This window comes from Nitrosomonas nitrosa, assembly GCF_003051105.1.
Classification (GTDB): Bacteria; Pseudomonadota; Gammaproteobacteria; order Burkholderiales; family Nitrosomonadaceae; genus Nitrosomonas; species Nitrosomonas nitrosa.
The window spans coordinates 1-17,522 of record NZ_QAOO01000015.1 but is presented as its reverse complement, the minus strand read 5'-3'; the positions used below and the strand labels follow the sequence as shown (position 1 = coordinate 17,522).

Annotated in this window: 16 protein-coding genes; all 16 read right to left on the bottom strand. The window is 49.0% G+C overall.

Annotated elements, in window-relative coordinates; genetic code table 11:
* Positions 1-49 precede the first annotated feature (49 nt).
* Positions 50-1,489 carry a cyclic di-GMP-binding domain-containing protein, MshE-related gene (locus C8R30_RS09710; RefSeq protein ID WP_090666514.1) on the bottom strand — a complete coding sequence of 480 codons (1,440 nt, stop codon included), beginning with the start codon at positions 1,487-1,489 and terminating at the stop codon, positions 50-52.
* 22 nt (positions 1,490-1,511) lie between these two features.
* A complete protein-coding gene (lipA, locus tag C8R30_RS09705) occupies positions 1,512-2,456 on the bottom strand; it encodes a lipoyl synthase (RefSeq protein WP_090666517.1) in 945 nt (314 codons plus the stop codon).
* A gap of 10 nt (positions 2,457-2,466) precedes the next feature.
* On the bottom strand, positions 2,467-3,084 hold the full coding sequence (gene lipB, locus C8R30_RS09700; RefSeq protein ID WP_258191989.1) for a lipoyl(octanoyl) transferase LipB: 618 nt from the start codon (positions 3,082-3,084) through the stop codon (positions 2,467-2,469).
* 53 nt (positions 3,085-3,137) lie between these two features.
* The gene (locus C8R30_RS09695) at positions 3,138-3,404 is read right to left on the bottom strand and encodes an HP0495 family protein (protein WP_090666519.1); all 267 of its coding nucleotides are present in this window, start codon (positions 3,402-3,404) and stop codon (positions 3,138-3,140) included.
* A 51-nt stretch (positions 3,405-3,455) separates the two neighbouring features.
* Positions 3,456-4,307 carry a D-amino acid aminotransferase gene (locus C8R30_RS09690; RefSeq protein ID WP_107784144.1) on the bottom strand — a complete coding sequence of 284 codons (852 nt, stop codon included), beginning with the start codon at positions 4,305-4,307 and terminating at the stop codon, positions 3,456-3,458.
* Positions 4,308-4,321: 14 nt separating this feature from the next.
* Entirely contained in the window at positions 4,322-5,443 is a 1,122-nt protein-coding gene (locus tag C8R30_RS09685; protein WP_090666522.1) for a D-alanyl-D-alanine carboxypeptidase family protein, read from the bottom strand.
* A gap of 152 nt (positions 5,444-5,595) precedes the next feature.
* Entirely contained in the window at positions 5,596-5,922 is a 327-nt protein-coding gene (locus C8R30_RS09680; protein ID WP_181257798.1) for a chaperone modulator CbpM, read from the bottom strand.
* Positions 5,923-6,870 (bottom strand): DnaJ C-terminal domain-containing protein, encoded by a 948-nt coding sequence (locus tag C8R30_RS09675; RefSeq protein WP_090666524.1) that lies wholly within the window; start codon positions 6,868-6,870, stop codon positions 5,923-5,925.
* Positions 6,871-7,138: 268 nt separating this feature from the next.
* The gene (hrpA, locus tag C8R30_RS09670) at positions 7,139-10,915 is read right to left on the bottom strand and encodes an ATP-dependent RNA helicase HrpA (RefSeq protein ID WP_107790025.1); all 3,777 of its coding nucleotides are present in this window, start codon (positions 10,913-10,915) and stop codon (positions 7,139-7,141) included.
* Between the two features lie 248 nt (positions 10,916-11,163).
* Positions 11,164-11,634 (bottom strand): hotdog fold thioesterase, encoded by a 471-nt coding sequence (locus C8R30_RS09665; RefSeq protein ID WP_090666528.1) that lies wholly within the window; start codon positions 11,632-11,634, stop codon positions 11,164-11,166.
* A 408-nt stretch (positions 11,635-12,042) separates the two neighbouring features.
* On the bottom strand, positions 12,043-12,768 hold the full coding sequence (locus C8R30_RS09660; protein WP_258191988.1) for a M48 family metallopeptidase: 726 nt from the start codon (positions 12,766-12,768) through the stop codon (positions 12,043-12,045).
* A complete protein-coding gene (locus C8R30_RS16430; RefSeq protein ID WP_258191987.1) occupies positions 12,758-13,360 on the bottom strand; it encodes a hypothetical protein in 603 nt (200 codons plus the stop codon). The genes C8R30_RS09660 and C8R30_RS16430 overlap by 11 nt, the downstream gene beginning before the upstream one ends.
* On the bottom strand, positions 13,357-15,825 hold the full coding sequence (locus C8R30_RS09655) for a type I restriction endonuclease subunit R (RefSeq protein WP_258191986.1): 2,469 nt from the start codon (positions 15,823-15,825) through the stop codon (positions 13,357-13,359). The genes C8R30_RS16430 and C8R30_RS09655 overlap by 4 nt, the downstream gene beginning before the upstream one ends.
* Before the next feature lie 139 nt (positions 15,826-15,964).
* A complete protein-coding gene (locus C8R30_RS09650) occupies positions 15,965-16,453 on the bottom strand; it encodes a hypothetical protein (RefSeq protein ID WP_107790023.1) in 489 nt (162 codons plus the stop codon).
* Positions 16,454-16,455: 2 nt separating this feature from the next.
* Entirely contained in the window at positions 16,456-17,163 is a 708-nt protein-coding gene (locus C8R30_RS09645; RefSeq protein WP_107784150.1) for a DUF3800 domain-containing protein, read from the bottom strand.
* Entirely contained in the window at positions 17,160-17,393 is a 234-nt protein-coding gene (locus tag C8R30_RS09640) for a restriction endonuclease subunit S (RefSeq protein WP_107790022.1), read from the bottom strand. Before C8R30_RS09640 ends, C8R30_RS09645 begins: the two co-directional genes overlap by 4 nt.
* Between the last annotated feature and the right edge of the window lie 129 nt (positions 17,394-17,522).

Sequence of the window (17,522 nt, the reverse complement as noted above, 5' to 3'; positions counted from 1 at the left end):
GAATATTCATAATGTCAGCGCCAGAATTAGCAATCAACGGAATCTGGGTTCAAAGCTCAACAAAATAATTCGCCACCGCAGAATCTATGGCTTCTTTAGTAAACGTAGGCGGTAGTTGTAAAAAATGAGCTTGGTCGATGATATGCTCCATGAGATCACGTGGATGGCTGCCGACTAAAGGACGGTTTTGCTTTAGGTAGTAGTTGCTCAGCAGGTATTCTGCCACTTCACTATCATAATGAACATTTTGTTTATGGCACACCCGCCGCAAGATTTCTTTGAATTCCGCCTCGGTTTGGTACTGCACATGTATTTTATGGCGGATTCGCCGCAAAAATGCCTCATCGACCAATTCCAATGGATTCAGGTTGGTGCTGAATACCGTAATCTGGTCGAAAGGAATCTCGAACTTCATGCCGGTATGAAGTGACGGATAATCGACACCTCGCTCCAGGGGAATAATCCAACGGTTGAGCAGTTGGCGGGGTTCGATTCTTTGCCGGCCAAAATCATCTAAAATGAAAACACCGTTGCCAGCCTTCATATGGACAGGCGCTTCGTAGAATTTACTCGAATAGTCGTAGCGTAATTCAAGCATATCGAGCGTGAGCTCTCCGCCCACCATCACAACCGGGCGATGGCATTTCTTCCAACGCGGATCGTGCGTAAGATTCATTCTAAGATCAAGCGATGCATCACCCCGGTTCTTCTTGTCTTCGATGGGCGTGTGAATTGCGGGATCAAAAAAACGTATGATTTGACCCGATACTTCAATCGATTGCGGTATGAAAACTTCCCCAGGAATTCCCTTTCCAAGTCCCTCCGCGATACTGGTTTTTCCTGTACCCGGCGGCCCATATAGAAAAATTGAACGTCCGGAAGCAAAGGCCGGCCCTAACTGGCGAAGCAGCTTGTCACCAATCACTAGATGCCTCAATGAAGAATCGATCCACTCTTTATCCAACTCGATCTGCCGGACACTTTGCCGACTGAGAACAAATGCATAATCATCTAACGGAACAGGGGCGGCTCCAACATATAAACTGATTTTGAAAGCCGCTTCTGCCCGCTCTCGACCACGCTGCGTAAGCTCAAGAACCTGCGTAGAACTGGTATAACTAGAAGAAGTACGGATAGCGGCTAAATGATCGGTCCGCACTAACTCGATCAACTCTTCAACCACGCTAAACGGTAGCGAAAGCACTTGCGACATCCGTTGTAACGTAAATGTGCCGGCCTCTAAATAAGCCGCCTTCAGTAATAAATCGACTAAAAATACTTCACTCAATCCGGTATCGACAATTTTGAGTGGAACCGGCAAGTTAAAGTGCAAAAATTGATCCAATTGTTCTTCGGTAATGAAACCCAGAGATAGGATTGCATTGACCAATCGCCCCCCGTCACGCCGAAATTGAGCAACGGCCTGTTCCAATTGCTCCTCAGAAATCAGACCTTCACGAACGAGTAACTCGCCTATTGATTTAGCCATGCTATCTATCCTTTGTTAAAAGCTATTTCACCCCTACTTCATGCGCCTGCTGATCTGCATGGTAGCTCGAGCGTACCATTGGACCGCATGCTGCATTACTGAATCCCATTTCCAACGCGATACGCTCGAATTCTTTAAAACCTTCTGGTGTGACATAACGCATGACGGGCAAATGACCGATGCTGGGTTGAAGGTACTGACCGATAGTAAGCATATCGACATTGTGTTCGCGTAAATCTCTTAATACATCGACAATCTCATTATCGGCTTCTCCCAACCCTAACATTAGGCCTGATTTAGTAGGAATTGCAGGAAAAAGTGCTTTAAAGTCCTTTAGCAACTTCAGAGAATGGGCATAGTCTGCACCGGGTCTGCACTGCTTATATAATCGTGGCACCGTTTCAAGGTTATGGTTAAGCACATCGGGCGGGCATTCTGCCAGTTTCTCCAGGGCGACAGCCAATCTTCCTCGAAAATCGGGCACCAGGATTTCGATTTTGGTTTGTGGAGAATGAACGCGTATTTGACGTATACACTCGGCAAAATGCTGCGCCCCGCCATCGCGCAAATCATCACGATCTACGCTGGTGATTACGACATACTTAAGCTTCAACACTGCGATCGATTGCGCTAAATGAATAGGCTCGCCAGGATCGGGAGGCATAGGCCTGCCATGCGCCACATCACAAAATGGGCAGCGGCGCGTACAAAGATCGCCCAAAATCATAAAAGTGGCGGTCCCCTTACCAAAGCATTCGCCAATATTCGGGCAGGACGCCTCCTCACATACTGTATGCAGCTTATGTTCCCGTAACAACCGCTTGACTTCAGCGTAAGTCTGGCTATTAGATGAACGTACACGTATCCAGGATGGTTTGCGCAGTATCTCACTGGGAGATTGCGCATTGATTTTTACTGGATTACGTGCAGTCTTAGCGACACCTCTTTCATGCGTATTCGTGGTCATGGCCTTGTATTTACCTCCCGGTAAGATTAATTTGAAGTTTTTCCAACATTTTCTGCCCTATCACGCCGATTTCATCATCCACCCCGAGATCTTTAGCCTGCGTCACCTTCAGTCCTGCATATCCACAGGGGTTAATCGCTGAGAATGGTTTTAAATCCATATCGATATTCAGTGCGATGCCATGATAGCAGCAGCCATTCTTGATTTTTAATCCCAATGAAGCGATCTTGGCATCGTCAACATAAACCCCGGGGGCATCGGGACATCCTTTCGCTTCGATACGATAGTCTGCCAATAAATCAATAACAGAGTCTTCCATTTTCCGGACCAATCCTCTCACATTCAACTGTAAACGGCGCAGATCCAACAATAAATAGGCAACCAGTTGTCCTGGCCCATGAAAAGTAATTTGTCCGCCACGATCTGTTCTGATGACAGGAATATCGTTCGGATAAAGCAAATGTTCCGGTTTGCCAGCAATCCCTTGGGTGTAGACAGGTGGGTGCTGCAAGAGCCAGACTTCGTCCAGGGTACGATCGACTCGGTTAGCCGTAAAATCTTTCATTGCTTGCCATGCGACAGGATAATCGACCACACCCAGATATCTCGCTTTAAAAAAGAATGACAAGGTTCTTTTCACTCAACCTATTGAATTTTTGAGATAAATAACTCAACTTAGGTTCAAAAAACCATCATCACCATAGGGTGATCATGAAGCTCCTGATAAAGCGCATCCAATTGAATGCGCGAGGTTGCACAGATCGTACAAGTCAGGCTCAGATAAGCGCCGTTCCGGCTCGCTCTGACTTCAAGGGTCGCCTCATCGAAATCCGGCGCATGACGCTTAACGATCATGAGTATAGTTTGGGCAAACGCCTCATGGTGTCGCCCCATGATCTTGATTGGAAAATCACAGGGATATTCAATGAGTGATGTTTGTTCTGTCATGACGGGATAAGCATCTTGATAGCTGGTAATTGTTCTTTTACTAAGAAAAAATCAATTCTGGCCACGCATGATGCTGGCTTTATATTGCTGATAACACTGACTAAGCTGCTTGTAAATAGGCCCAGGTTCACCCGTACCCACGGGTTTTCCGTCAAGTGATACGATAGGCATCACTTCCTTGGTGGAGGAAGTGAGCAATATTTCATCCGCCAGACGTATTTCTTGCTCCGATACCGCTCGTATCTCATAGGGAATCGCATGACCCTGCGCCAACTCAAGAACGACATCATAAGTGATGCCCGGCAGCATCAAATGGCTCTTTGGGGGTGTAAGCAATACATGGTTCTTCACGATAAAAATATTACTTGCCGCCCCTTCTGTTAAATAGCCATCGCGCAATAAAATCGTTTCCATCGCACCTGAATCAATTGCAAGCTGCCGTAACAATACATTGGGCAAAAGCGATATTGCCTTGATATCGCAGCGCCCCCAGCGATTATCGCGTGCCGTGATCGCCGGAATGCCTTTTTGCAGCATTTCCGGCGGAGGTGCGGGCAGCGGATTGCTCATGATAAAAATGGTAGGCGAAATACCTACTGGAAAGGCGTGATCGCGTTTAGCGACACCGCGCGTGATATGCAGGTAGAGATATTGATCTTCTCCTTCATTACAAGCGATAACCTGTTCCAAAAGCTCACGCCATTGCTCATCGCTATGGGGATTCTTAAGTCGTATGCCGTCCAAGCTATGCTGCAAACGGGATAAATGATCTGTAAGACGGAAAGGTTTGCGGGAATAAACAGGTATGACTTCATACACACCATCGCCGAAAATAAAACCTCTATCCAATACCGGAATATATGCCTGCTCGATCGGCAAGAACTTACCATTAAGGTAAATCATTTATCAATAATGCCCTAATTAAAAAGCATCTGGATGCTATCCCACGCGCGTCCAAAAATGCTTGCAGTGTCGATTGCTTCCAGTGAGATGAGTGGATAGGTCGCAATCTCCTGATTTCCAAAACTGAATCTAACGACGCCCACTTCTTGTCCTTGTGCAATGGGCGCAACCAGCGGTTGTTTGTATTCCATTTTGGCTTTGAGTTTATCGGTTTGTCCTTTAGGTAGCGAAAAATAGATATCGCGGTCCAATCCCACTTTCAGCTTGTTCTGTGCCCCCTTCCAAATCTGGATCGCAGTAATTTCCTGGTGCTTTTTATAGGGATGGGCCGTATCGAAAAACTGAAAGCCATAATTCAACAAACGTTGACTTTCTTTAGTACGGACATTGGAAGTCGCCGTTCCCATTACCACCGAGATCAAACGCCGCTCTTCCCGTTTCGCCGAGGTAATGAGGCAGTAGCCAGCGGCCACCGTCCACCCGGTTTTCATGCCATCTACATTTGGATCCAACCACAACAAACGATTACGATTAGATTGCGTAATGCCATTATAAGTAAATTCACGCTGCGAATAGAGCGGATAGAATTCCGGGAAATCGCGAATAATGGCCGATGCCAGTAAAGCAAGATCGTGTGCAGTACTGTAGTGATCAGGATGAGACAGGCCCGTCGAATTGGTAAAATGCGTATTGGCCATGCCCAAGCGCGCGGCTTGCTCATTCATCATGTGCGCGAAAATTTCTTCCGAACCGGCGATCAATTCAGCAAGCGCGACACACGCATCGTTACCAGATTGCACAATCATGCCGCGGATCAGATCGTCGACCGTTACCCGTTTATTAGGCTCGATGAACATGCGCGAGCCTACCATTTTCCAAGCCGTGTTGGACACAGGCACAACCAGATCCAGCGTAATGCGTTTTTCTCTTAAAGCTGAAAAGACCACATACGCCGTCATCAACTTGGTCAACGACGCGGGTTCAAGGCGTTCATGCTCATTATGACTGACTAGCGTTTGGCCGCTATGATAATCAACGAGGGTATAGGATTTTGCCGCTACCGATAAAGGGGGAGGCTGCTGGGCGTGAGCTGGCAACACCAAGAAACATAGCAGCAACCAAAATAAACATCTCATAGAGTCAACACTGAAAAATCTCATTATAGCTTGCTCATCAAATTTCATAAACTGACTGTACCTTAGATCGATCGTTATTGCATCATGGCCTGGTTGCCATCAACAAACTTCCTTCATCCGATTTTTCTCACACTAGCGCACATAGCGATAGATCAGCTACCTTTGACATGTGCTTCAAGCGCAGTGATGCGGAGCTGAAGACTATCGATTTCTTCAAGAAGTTGCAATGCAAGCGCGGCCCCCGCCAAATTAACTTCCAGATCTTGTTGTAAATGTTGAATAATCCGTACGCGCCGCAAGCAAATACCGTTAAAGCGCCACGGATTGGCAGCGATATCCAGAGGCTCTAGGATACCCTCATCGACCAGTGTGACAATCCATTCCGCATTAACGGCACATGCACGGCTCAACTCATCGAGCGTCAATTCCACGCCCTCTTCGACGATGACTGCGTCAATAATATTTTGATTTACGATCATTCACACCCCCAATTTACTGCGCGGATTAAATGCCAGCTTCCGCTCCATTTCCTCGTAGAGCCCCTTGGCTTGCTCACTGTCGGCGGATGGTAAGACGATTTGTAGAATGACATACAGATCGCCGGGGGGTTTGCTCGGGATACCGCGCTCCTTCAATCTCAATTTGCGCCCCGATTGTGTTCCTGGCGGTAATTTCAAATCGACCATACCGGTAGGCGTAGGCACTTTGACTACTCTGCCCAAAGCGAGCTCCCACGGTGTAACGGGCAGCTCTAACAGGACATCTTTTCCCTCTATTTTGTAAAAGGGGTGCGGATTAAAGGCGATTTCCAAGTAAAGATCACCTGCATTATGCTTGCCTATCCCCGGACTCCCTTGGCCTGCCAGACGAATAAGTTGACCCTGATGAACGCCTTTTGGAATACGAACGTTCAACTTGCGTGTTTTCACTTGCGGACGCCCATCCGGGCCCAATTCGGTATGTTGGAGCGTAATCGTACGAACTGAACCCAGGTAGGCGTCTTGGATGTCAATCGAAATTTTTGCATGCGTATCGTTGCCACGCATATCGAAACCTTCATCCCGATACCTTCTATTCGTATTGAAACGGTTGCCAAATAACGCTTCAAAAAAACTGCTGAATTGAGATGCATCGGCATGCGCAAATCCGCCATCGTGAAATTCAAACCCTTGATTCCACCCAGGAGGAGGTTGAAATTCCTGACCACTTTGCCAGCTCGTGCCCAACTGATCATAAGCTGCGCGTTTTTCTGGGTCTTTGAGTACCTCATAGGCCTCGCCAATCTCCTTAAAACGCACCTCTGCGTCAGGTTCCTTACTGACATCGGGGTGATATTTACGCGCCAATTTACGATAGGCACGTTTGATTTCATCTTGAGTAGCATCGCGCGCGACGCCCATAATCTTGTAATAATCTTTGAATTCCACTGATGTTTTATCTCGTTTTCGATTGTCTATGCATAATTTGCAATGGGCTTACAACAATTAAATTTAAAGCTAATCTTGACTACTGTCTAGCTCGCTATCAACCGTAAAAACCGGAAAAGGCGCGTTTTCATCCCAGCCTGGCTTATGATTTCTGCGGGAGTTAAGCATGATACGATCAAAATTCACCGCGATATCCCTTTTTATCTATAATTTTCCGCCATCCGCTTGTAACTGATGACGCCCTTATTTCAGTAACAATCCTCCCCCTTTACTCACGCACAGTCTCCCAAAATTTTTGCAAACGCTTGACCGACACAGGATAGGGTGTTTTCAATTCTTGGGCGAACAGGGAAATACGCAATTCCTCGATCTGCCAACGGAATTCAGCCAAATGGGGATCATGGATGCCTGCCTTACGGTGCTTTTCCAAACGCTGCAGGTATTGGTGCCACAACGACGCAACGCTGGCTGCATGCTGCCCATCGCGTGACGGGTTGTTCGTATATTTATCGAGCCGCAAAACCATCCCTTTTAGATAGCGCGTCAGATGAGGCAACCGCTCCCACGGTGTTTCATGTAAGAAACCTTGGTAAATCAGGTGATTGAGTTGATCCTCCAGCTCAGTCCTAAGACGGGGGTTGCCGATTTTCGTCTGATCGAGCCGTTGCCTCAATAATTGGTAGTCATGCGCAATCCCCTGAATAAGCTTGGCGACTGCATCCGTGACGGGGCTGAGGCGTAGCCGCGCACGCTGTTTCTGGGCAATGAATTCGCTTTCACTGCGCGGGAGCGGATCATCGCCAATGAAAGCCCGGTCGCTGATAGCCTCGAGCATATCCCGTTTAAGTATTTCCGGATCAAGCAAAGGACTCAATTGCAAAATAGCCTGCTTATAGCCGGGTAGATTTTTTTCAAGCTGCTTGATTCTATCCTTTAGCTCAAAACTCAATAATCGCCGTACGCCCGCACGCATATTGCTGTCAGCAGCTTCACGCGTATCGAACAGACGAATCGCGACCTGCTCTGTTTGATCGACTAATGCAGGGTAGCCGGTAACTTGTTTACCGGCCTGCGTGAAAGCGATTTCCTCAGGTAAATCACCAAAATCCCAGCGCGTCAGCGAATCACGTTCGATACCGGTCTGTTTGGCTGTAGTGCACTGCGCAAAAGTTAACTGAGCGGCCTGGCCAAGCTGCGCCTGTAATTGCGCCAGATCACGGCTCATGGCGAGCTCCTGCCCGGCTTCGTCCACCACTTTATAATTCATCTTCAGATGCAGCGGCATCGGTTTATCGTCCCAACTGTCCAAGGGAACCTTGAGGCCCGTTTGAGCCTGGATAAAGCGCGCCAGCGCGTCGGAGAGCAGTGCAGGTTCATCGCCTTTAGTTTCTTGAGTTTCCTCACTTTCAAGAAAGCGGGTGACATAGTCCGGCACGGGCACCAGATTGCGCCGGATTTGTTTGGGCAAGGCTTTCAGATACCATGTGATTTTCTCACGCACCAGCCCCGGCACGAGGCGATCAAAGCGCGCCGCATTCAGCTTATTTAAAAATGGCAGTGGCACCGTGACGGTCACCCCGTCCAAGATGTGCCCAGGTTCGAAGCGATAACTCAAGGGATAAATATGGCCATCGATGCTAAACGTTTCAGGGAATTGCACATCGGTAATACTGCCTGCTGCATGACGCATGAGGTATTCACGCGTGAGAAATAGCAATTGCGGATCCGTTTGCTCAGCCTGTTTGCGCCATTTTTCAAACGCGGCTCCACCATAAATCGCTGCAGGGACGATCGCGTCATAAAAAGCAAAAATTTCCTGCTCGTCGACCAATACGTCTTGTCGGCGCGCTTTGTGTTCGAGTTCTTCGATATCTGCAATCAATCGCCGGTTGTGCTCGAAAAAAGGTGCTTTAGTGGCGTAATCTCCTGCCACCAAGGCGTTGCGAATGAAGATTTCCCGGGCTTCCTTGGGATTGATCCTGCCGTAGGATACGCGCCGCTTAGGCACGATGGTCAGGCCATAGAGCGTAACGCGCTCATACGCCACAACCTGCGCAGATTGTTTTTCCCAATGGGGATCGAAATAATGTTTTTTACAAAGCCTTCCAGCAATGCGCTCCAGCCACGCAGGTTCAATCGCCGCCGCACAGCGCGCATAAAGTTTAGTGGTTTCTGTCAGTTCGGCTGCGACGATCCATTTAGGTTTAACCTTTTTCAGCGTCGAACCTGGAAAAATCGAGAACTTGATCCCGCGCGCGCCCAGATATTCGCCTTCATTTTCCGTTTTGAAGCCGATGTTTCCCAGCAGACCGGCCAGTAAAGCGCGGTGGATTTCATCGTAACCAGCCGGTATCTGATTGGGTTTGAGCCCCATCTCCAGCACCAGGGTATGCAATTGCCCATGGATTTCCCGCCATTCACGCATGCGACGATAGGAAAGAAAATGCGCCTGACACTGAGCGATCAGCTTTTTATTCGATTTTTTATGTTTGAGCCATTCATCGAAGCATTCCCAAAGCTTCAAGAAGCCCATAAAATCCGACCGTTCATCCCGAAAAGGCTCGTGCGCGCGATCGGCCGCCTCCTGACGATCGAAAGGGCGATCACGAGGATCCTGCAAACTCAGCGCAGATGCGATGATCAGCAATTCGCTCAGACAATTTTCCTGTTGGGCTGCCAGGATCATCCGGGCGATGCGCGGGTCGATTGGAAATTTGGCAAGCCGCCAACCCATTGCCGTTAACGCATTACTGTCATCCACCGCACCGAGCTCTGCCAGCAACTGATAGCCATCGGCAATCATACGCGGCAGCGGCGGCTGGAGGAATGGAAAATTCTCTACATCGCCAATTTTGAGCGATTTCATGCGCAAAATGACCGAAGCAAGCGATGACCGCAAAATTTCCGGATCGGTAAATTCCGGCCGCATCAAATAGTCATCTTCCCCGTACAAGCGGATACAAATGCCGCTCATTACGCGTCCGCAGCGTCCTGCACGCTGATTGGCGGAAGCCTGGGAAATCTTCTCAATGAGCAGTTGCTCGACTTTGTTGCGATAACTGTAGCGGTTGATACGCGCCAAACCCGTATCGATCACATAACGGATACCCGGCACAGTCAGCGATGTCTCTGCCACATTGGTCGCCAGAACGATACGCCTAGTGTTGCCCGGCCTGAATACACGCTCCTGTTCGGCAAATGATAAACGGGCAAACAACGGCAGAATTTCAATGCCCGCTCCCCCACCTGGACGACTGAAAGAATGCTTACGCAGCGACTCGGCCGTTTCCCTGATTTCACGCTCACCAGGCAGGAATATCAACGTATCCCCTGCCCCTACCCGCATCAGCTCATCAACCGCATCCATAATGGCTTGCTGCAGATCCCCTGCCTCCTCATCGTCCGCGTTGATAGGACGATAGCGTACTTCCACCGGATACAGTCTGCCTGACACCTCGATCACCGGTGCGTTGTTGAAATGCCACGAAAAGCGATCGGCATCGATCGTGGCAGACGTCACTATCAGCTTGAGGTCAGGCCGTTTTGGCAGCAACTGCTTGAGATAGCCCAGCAGGAAATCGATGTTGAGGCTGCGCTCGTGCGCCTCGTCGATGATAATGGTGTCATAAGCGCTCAGTAGCGGATCGCCTTGCGTCTCTGCCAAGAGAATGCCATCCGTCATAAGCTTGATGTAGGTACTTTTGCTGACGCTATCGGAAAAGCGGACTTTATAGCCGACCGCATGGCCTAAAGGACTATTGAGCTCTGAGGCAATCCGCATCGCCACTGTACGCGCCGCAATGCGGCGGGGTTGAGTGTGCCCGATCAACCCTGCGACCCCCCGCCCAAGCTCAAGGCATAGTTTAGGTAATTGCGTCGTTTTCCCTGAACCCGTCTCGCCGCAAACGATTACCACCTGATTTGCCTCGATCGCACGCGCGATCTCTTCGCGCTTACCAACGACAGGCAGCTCTTCCGGGTATGTTGGTTTGGGTAAACCGGCTCGCCGCCGCTCTAGATCTGCTATAGCAATCGATGGCTTCATGACGAATAAAACAGTTGATTCTGACTGCGCATGGCGCTGATCATATTTGCAAACAATACGCTGAACACACGGGCTTTACAGTAAGATTTATATGAATCGAAAACAGGTCTAAAACCAGGCCTTAACAGCCGAGCAGCTACCGTTAAAGGCGGCAACCCACACCGGAAATAGCGCTCATCGCAGAAATGGCTTGCCCATCATCAATATCACCCGGCAAAGCACTCGGATGGACTGGCAATGTTCATTGCTCACTTACTAACAATTACTTTCTCTTTTTGATTACTCAGCGTGCCTTGTTCAATGATGGCCACCGTCAGTCTGGAAATCGCCACACGCTTGCCCGTGGCTTCTTCCGTGATGTCGGTTTGCCAAACCTGGGTGCGGCGGCCAACATGCAAAGGCGTGCATATGCCAATCACATGGCCTTGCGTCACTGCCCGAATATGGTTGGCATTAATCTCGACACCCACTGCTCGATATTTTTCCGGATCAATCGTCATCCATGCCGATACACTGCCCAGCGTTTCCGACAACACGCAGCTTGCGCCTCCATGCAGTATTCCAAATGGCTGAGTGGTTCTATTATCAACCGGCATTCTTGCCTTTAAAAAATCGGGGCCAATTTCTGTAAATTGAATACCGATATGCACGCCCATATTTGCATTGCGCAGCCCTTCCAGATAATCCAGTGCGTAATCTTTAAACCAAATTTTGCTCACCAACTTACCTTCCGAATTAGATAATCAAAAAAAGAATCATGTGCCAATGATCCTACCCAACCCGCTATTATAAAGCGATTACCATGCGCGGCACGCGACATTGTTGCCCTGCCTATCTTCTATCCTCCTACAGGCGAATAAAACACTGGCCAAAACCCCGAGGATTCTGCGCATCAATAGGCTATTCATGACTATGCAGGTTTTGAAAATGATACTTTGAGCGAATAGGAAGGATTCGGAAACACGTATGCAATTGACGGATTCATAAAGGAGAATATTCGGTTTGGGCGATCAAAGCCATAAAATATCCAGGACAGCATTAATGCATTCGAACCCAACATGAGACGTCATCCAAGCAAGCGCCATTGGACGATGATCGAACAGCGCTATAGGTTGCAGCAGGATTGATCAATACCCCCATTCTTCATGCCGGACCGGTAATCGATTGAGCTCGTCCCGATAAAACCGCCATTTCGGCATGAATCGATCCATCAATCCGATAAAACGGCTATTGTGCGTCGGTTCCAGCAGGTGGGTCATTTCGTGCACCACGATATATTCCAGGCAAGCGCGCGGTTTCTTGGCCAATTCGGTATTGAGCCGAATGCTGCCCGAATGAACGCTGCAACTGCCCCACTTGGTTTTCATGCTTTGCACATAAAATCTGTTAACGCGCACGCCCATGCGCGGCTGCCATTTTTCGATCAATGCAGGAACGGCTTGCCTGAGATTGTCGCGGTACCAGGCTTCCAGAATAGCCTGCTTTCTTGCGGGATTTGTTCCCGGTCGAACCGAAAGCACCAGCTTGTTGTGCTTGAGTTCTATTCTGGGCGGGGCTTCTGCTTCTTCAATTTTGAGCAAATAGCGCTTGCCCCATACATAATGGCTTTCACGGTCGAGATATTCCCGTGGCGCTTCCCGTTGCTGGGCGCGCAGCTTCGATTGCTGTTTCTTGATCCATGCCAATTTGGAAATGACAAACACCCGAAGGGTATCCGGCGCCATGCTGAGCGGGGCCGATACTTTGACTTTACCATCCGGCGGGTAGACGCTCAAATGGACATGCTTGATGTTTTTCTGAACGATTTCGATATCCAGTTCATTCAGTTTCAATGTGAAGTTTTCAGTAGTCACTTTGCTGTTTGACGATCGCAAAAATACGCTCGACTTCTTCGACATCGTTTACGACTTTGTAGATCGCGTATTTAATCGCATTTTCTTTGGCCTGATTACCACGGAAGCCATCCTGCTTGCTGTCCATCACCGCGTCATTGATTTGCAACGCCAACGCTTCGTTTTTGCCTAAATTGCCATACAGCACCCGCTTGGCTTTGGTATTCAGGGATGTTGGCATGTCGTCCGGCTGCGCTGCGGTAGCTTTGCGCGCAAGATCGGCAATCTTTTGCAAATACTCTTTATACTTCTCTGCATTTTCTTTTCTGAATTTAATGATTTCATCGAGCAGCTTCGATATCTTCTCAAAGTAGGCCGGATCGAGCAGGTGGTTTTTGATGATGTGGCTGCGCACATTGTTTTCGATGGTCTCGGCCACCGCTTCTCGATTGGCTCTGATGCCATCGGGCAGCGTGCTGATCGCCTCGGCAATACCGCTTTTCTCGATAATGTCCAGAATGGGCAGATCGGCAAACGGGGATATAACCACGGACTCTTCCGCCTGGATATAACGATCGATCAGATAACGCATATCTGCTTCATACGCTTTCAAATCGATTTTTCATTGGCAACATTTTTGATGACGTCACGCAGTTTGAGGTAGTGATCCACGCGATTCTTGATATGTTCGCTAGCGCTTGGGCTGTAACCCGCCGCTTCCATGTCGTCGCCAATGTTGGCATACGCACGGAGCAGGTTGGCGGTCGCTTTGTATAGCGCGGTTCGTTGCACTTCGCGCGCTTTCAAGTCTTCCGGGAGTTCGGGATTGCCGCAGAAGTAACGCATATATTCCAGATCGCCTTTGGGCGGTTCCACCTGCTCGCACAGCAGCTCCACTTCTTCCAACGCGCGGTCCAGCCATTCACGGCCTTTGCTCAGCCGGTCTTGCAGCAGGATATCGCATTCCTTGGCTTCGAACTGATCGTAATCGAGCGCTTCCGTATACACCTGAATCGCGCCGGTACCTTTTTCGTTGACCAGCTTTTTGAACAAATCCTTGTAATCGACGATGAAGCCGAATTTCTTGTCGTCGCTGTCCAGCCGGTTGACGCGGCAGATCGCCTGAAACAGCCCGTGATCCTGCATCGATTTATCGATATACAAATAGGTGCAACTGGGCGCATCGAACCCGGTCAGCAACTTGTCGACCACGATCAGCAGCTTCATATTTGCCGGTTCATCGACAAAAAGCTTTTTGACCCGGTCTTCGTAGCTTTCCGTTTTGGATTTGCCGGGTTCGGCCTTGACACCCTTCAGCAAGGTTTCGTAAGTATTGTAGATCACTTGTTTGTCCGTCTCGGTATTGGCGCCAGTTTCTTCGGTGGTGATGTCGCGGGAGTGCGGATTGTAGGAAGTGACCACCGCGCATTTGCCTTTCAATTCGGTGGCCTGGAACAGTTCATAGTACCGGCAGGCTTCGAATATGCTGGACGCCACCAGAATGGCATTGCCCATTTCGCTGCTCAAGCGCGGCTTGACGCTGAAATCCCCGACGATATCGGTTACCACCTTATCCATGCGCGATTTGGAGCTGAGCACGTTCTGCATGGTACCCCATTTCTTTTTCAGTTCAGCTTTCTGGAAATCGTTCAATCCCTTGGTCTTGGCGGCAAACCACGCGTCGATTTTCTGCTGAGAACTTAAGCGTTGGTCGATATCGCGCGCTTCGTACACCAGATCGAGCACCACGCCGTCCTGCACCGCTTCGTTGAACTTGTAGGTATGAATATATTTGCCGAACACTTCCAGGCTGGTGGCTTTGTCTTTCTTCAACAGCGGCGTGCCGGTAAAGCCGATGAATACCGCGCCCGGCAGCAGTGCCTTCATCGTCTTGTGCAGCTTGCCGCCTTGCGTGCGGTGGCATTCGTCGACAAAAATGAACAATTCGCCGACCGCATAACACGGCTGGCTTTGCAGTTGCTCGATGAACGCGTCAAAATCATCGACACCGCGCCGGCCGAACTTGTGCACCAGCGAACATAACAGACGCGGCCTGGCCTGCCCCAGTTGCGCCATCAGATCGCGCCCGCTGTGCGTGCGGTAAATCGCTTCCCCGGCATCCCTGAACACGCGCTCGATCTGCTTGTCCAGCTCATCGCGGTCGGTGACGATGGCGATGCGCGCATGCGGATTGTTTTCCAGCAGCCATTTGGCCAGCAGCACCATGACGATACTTTTGCCGCTGCCCTGCGTGTGCCAAATGATGCCGCCTTCCTTGCGCCGCACATGCGCCTGCGCGGCCTTGACGCCGAAATACTGGTGCGCGCGCGGTAGTTTCTTGATACCGCCATCGAACAATACAAAGTCGTACATGAGTTCGATCAGCCGCTGCTTGTTGCACATTCTGGCGAGGTATTTATCCAGTTGGTAGCCGCTGTCGTCCGCTTCATCTTCTTTCCATTTGAGGAAAAACTTCTCCGGCGTACCAATGGTGCCATATCGCAGCCCTTCGGCATCGTTACCGGCAAAAATGATCTGGAGGGTGCTGAAAAAGGCACCGATGAATGCGGGCTTCTGGTTCACCAGACTCTGGCGGATGCCCTCGCCGATGGAAACGCGGCTGTTCTTGAGTTCCAGCACGCCAATGGCGATACCATTGAGGTACAGCACGATATCCGGGCGTTTTTCCTTTTCGCCGAATACCGTGACTTCTTCGGCAATGTAAAAATCGTTGTTTTCGGGATGCCGCCAGTCGATCACATGCACCGTATCGGTGGGCAGCCCCGCTTCCGTCTTAGTTTGCACGCCATAGCGCAGCAGTTGATAGACAGCCTTGTTGTTGTGATACAAATCCTGGCCGTGGTTGTTGGCCGTTGTCTGTAATTTATCCAGCGCCTTGTTAATTTGATCGTCATCATAACCTCTGGCAGCCAGATAGCCCATCAGTTGCGGCGCTTCGATGTTGCTGTTATCCGGTTTGTCTTCCAGATTGCCGAGATAGGTGTAGCCTAATTGCTCGCGGAACAGCTTCACGACGCGGTTTTGCGTCGCGCGTTCGGGTTTTCCAATTTTATCCATAATCAAAGCCGTGCCAGACCTCATCTAACATCTACTCTATTGTTTTTCATTAATGTAGCCGCTATACTGCACTTAGCTCATCTACCATGTTGTAGAAGGAGTAACGGGGGCGTCTTTTTAAAAGGGGCGCAACCAGCCTTTACCAAGGATTATTTTGGTAATTTTCAAATTCCCGCTGCAGTTTCCGTTTCTGGTGACCTTGTTCCACTAAATAAGCCGTCCAAGGCAAAATGTAGCCTTTGCGCTCGCTCAGTATCACTAGGTAATTCTCAGCTTCCAGCCATATCACAATGCGCGTTTCTGCTCCGCGCTTATTCTTCCATAGTTTCACGGCAGGATGAGCTTCATGCTCAATCACCGGCCTTGGCCAGCGAATGCGTTCACAGCGGCGAAAATCGGGTAGCCGTTCTTCCTCTACACTACCCTCGGAAATCATATGCCAGAAAGTTGCTTCTTTACCCCGAATCATTGGGTGACGTTTCAATCCCAACCTTATGCCACGAAACTCAGGACTTGAAACAATAAACTGGGTGCGGAATGCTTCATAAATGGTCGCTAAATAACGATTCCAGTCACCATCATGATCCGAAAATAAAATTAACCCCGGCAGCCATTCTCTTTGATGCATGCTCAATGCCGTCCACCCTGACCATACCAAATGAACAAATTGAATTTCTTCTCTCTATAAAGGGTTTGCTGACGCAATGAATAATGACTGCGCTGCTTGATTCGTTCGATCATGGTTTGTTTAGCTTCACTGCTTCCCGGCTGATTGTGCAAATAAGAAATGGCGCCGATCAATAAATCCGTCAGCTGCAATTGTTCTACATGATGAGATTCCACAATCTGAACACGCTCGATAATTTTCTGGGAAAAGTCGTATTGACTGTTACAAAGTACCCGGTGCAACCGGCGAACCTTCTCGCCGCCTTGCGTATCCTTGATATCCAGATATATCCGATAGCGACATTCCGGGTCAAAAATCACTTTGAGCATGTCAAAATACATCTTGTAATACCATTCATCGTGACTTTGATTAAAAGCGCCGTGATCCAGTATCGACTTATCCGCGACCAGCACCCGGAAATTCAGATCGTCATCGTCAAAAAAGTAGTCGATTAAATCCAGGTATAAATCCAGCTTGGCCGCCGACACCTTGCTCCATTTCAATTCACGGCAGTGTGGTATTTGATGTTTGTGTTTGATTTCACGAATACGAACCGCAATTTCCCTGGTTTTTTCCGTTGGACACCACAAGCCGCCCAACACCATGAAACGGTAATGATCATTTTCCAAATGACAGGATTCATCGCAGTAAATATTGAAAATTTCGCTCATATCAAGCGTATCCTCCCGGTCAGCAGGTTTTGCATCATGCCTTGCTTGATGTGCTGGTATTTGGCGAGTTTGGCTTCGAGCGCGGCGATTTCGGCGTCCATATCGGAGAGGATTTTGGCTATATGAGTTTGCTCGTCCATTTGTGGCAAAGGAATATCTAGTTTTCTTACATCTGAACTATTTATAGCAGGATAGTTAGTGTCAGCCCGAAAACCCCATTTTTTCGACAGTGAGCTGCCTAATTTTTAAGCACTTCCTAGAAGTGCAATGAAATTATTCCTTCAAATATGTTCCTAATTGTGTTTTTTAAGAGAATTCGCATAAAAAACACGAATTTCACCCAGCACCCATCTCTGATT

Excerpts from the sequence above, each read along its gene's own strand:
- C8R30_RS09710 (WP_090666514.1), bottom strand. The coding sequence starts at position 1,489 with ATGGCTAAATCAATAGGCGAGTTACTCGTTCGTGAAGGTCTGATTTCT.
- lipA (WP_090666517.1), bottom strand. The coding sequence starts at position 2,456 with ATGACCACGAATACGCATGAAAGAGGTGTCGCTAAGACTGCACGTAAT.
- C8R30_RS09695 (WP_090666519.1), bottom strand. The coding sequence starts at position 3,404 with ATGACAGAACAAACATCACTCATTGAATATCCCTGTGATTTTCCAATC.
- C8R30_RS09690 (WP_107784144.1), bottom strand. The coding sequence starts at position 4,307 with ATGATTTACCTTAATGGTAAGTTCTTGCCGATCGAGCAGGCATATATT.
- C8R30_RS09685 (WP_090666522.1), bottom strand. The coding sequence starts at position 5,443 with ATGAGATGTTTATTTTGGTTGCTGCTATGTTTCTTGGTGTTGCCAGCT.
- C8R30_RS09680 (WP_181257798.1), bottom strand. The coding sequence starts at position 5,922 with ATGATCGTAAATCAAAATATTATTGACGCAGTCATCGTCGAAGAGGGC.
- hrpA (WP_107790025.1), bottom strand. The coding sequence starts at position 10,915 with ATGAAGCCATCGATTGCTATAGCAGATCTAGAGCGGCGGCGAGCCGGT.
- C8R30_RS09655 (WP_258191986.1), bottom strand. The coding sequence starts at position 15,825 with ATGGATAAAATTGGAAAACCCGAACGCGCGACGCAAAACCGCGTCGTG.
- C8R30_RS09650 (WP_107790023.1), bottom strand. The coding sequence starts at position 16,453 with ATGCATCAAAGAGAATGGCTGCCGGGGTTAATTTTATTTTCGGATCAT.
- C8R30_RS09645 (WP_107784150.1), bottom strand. The coding sequence starts at position 17,163 with ATGAGCGAAATTTTCAATATTTACTGCGATGAATCCTGTCATTTGGAA.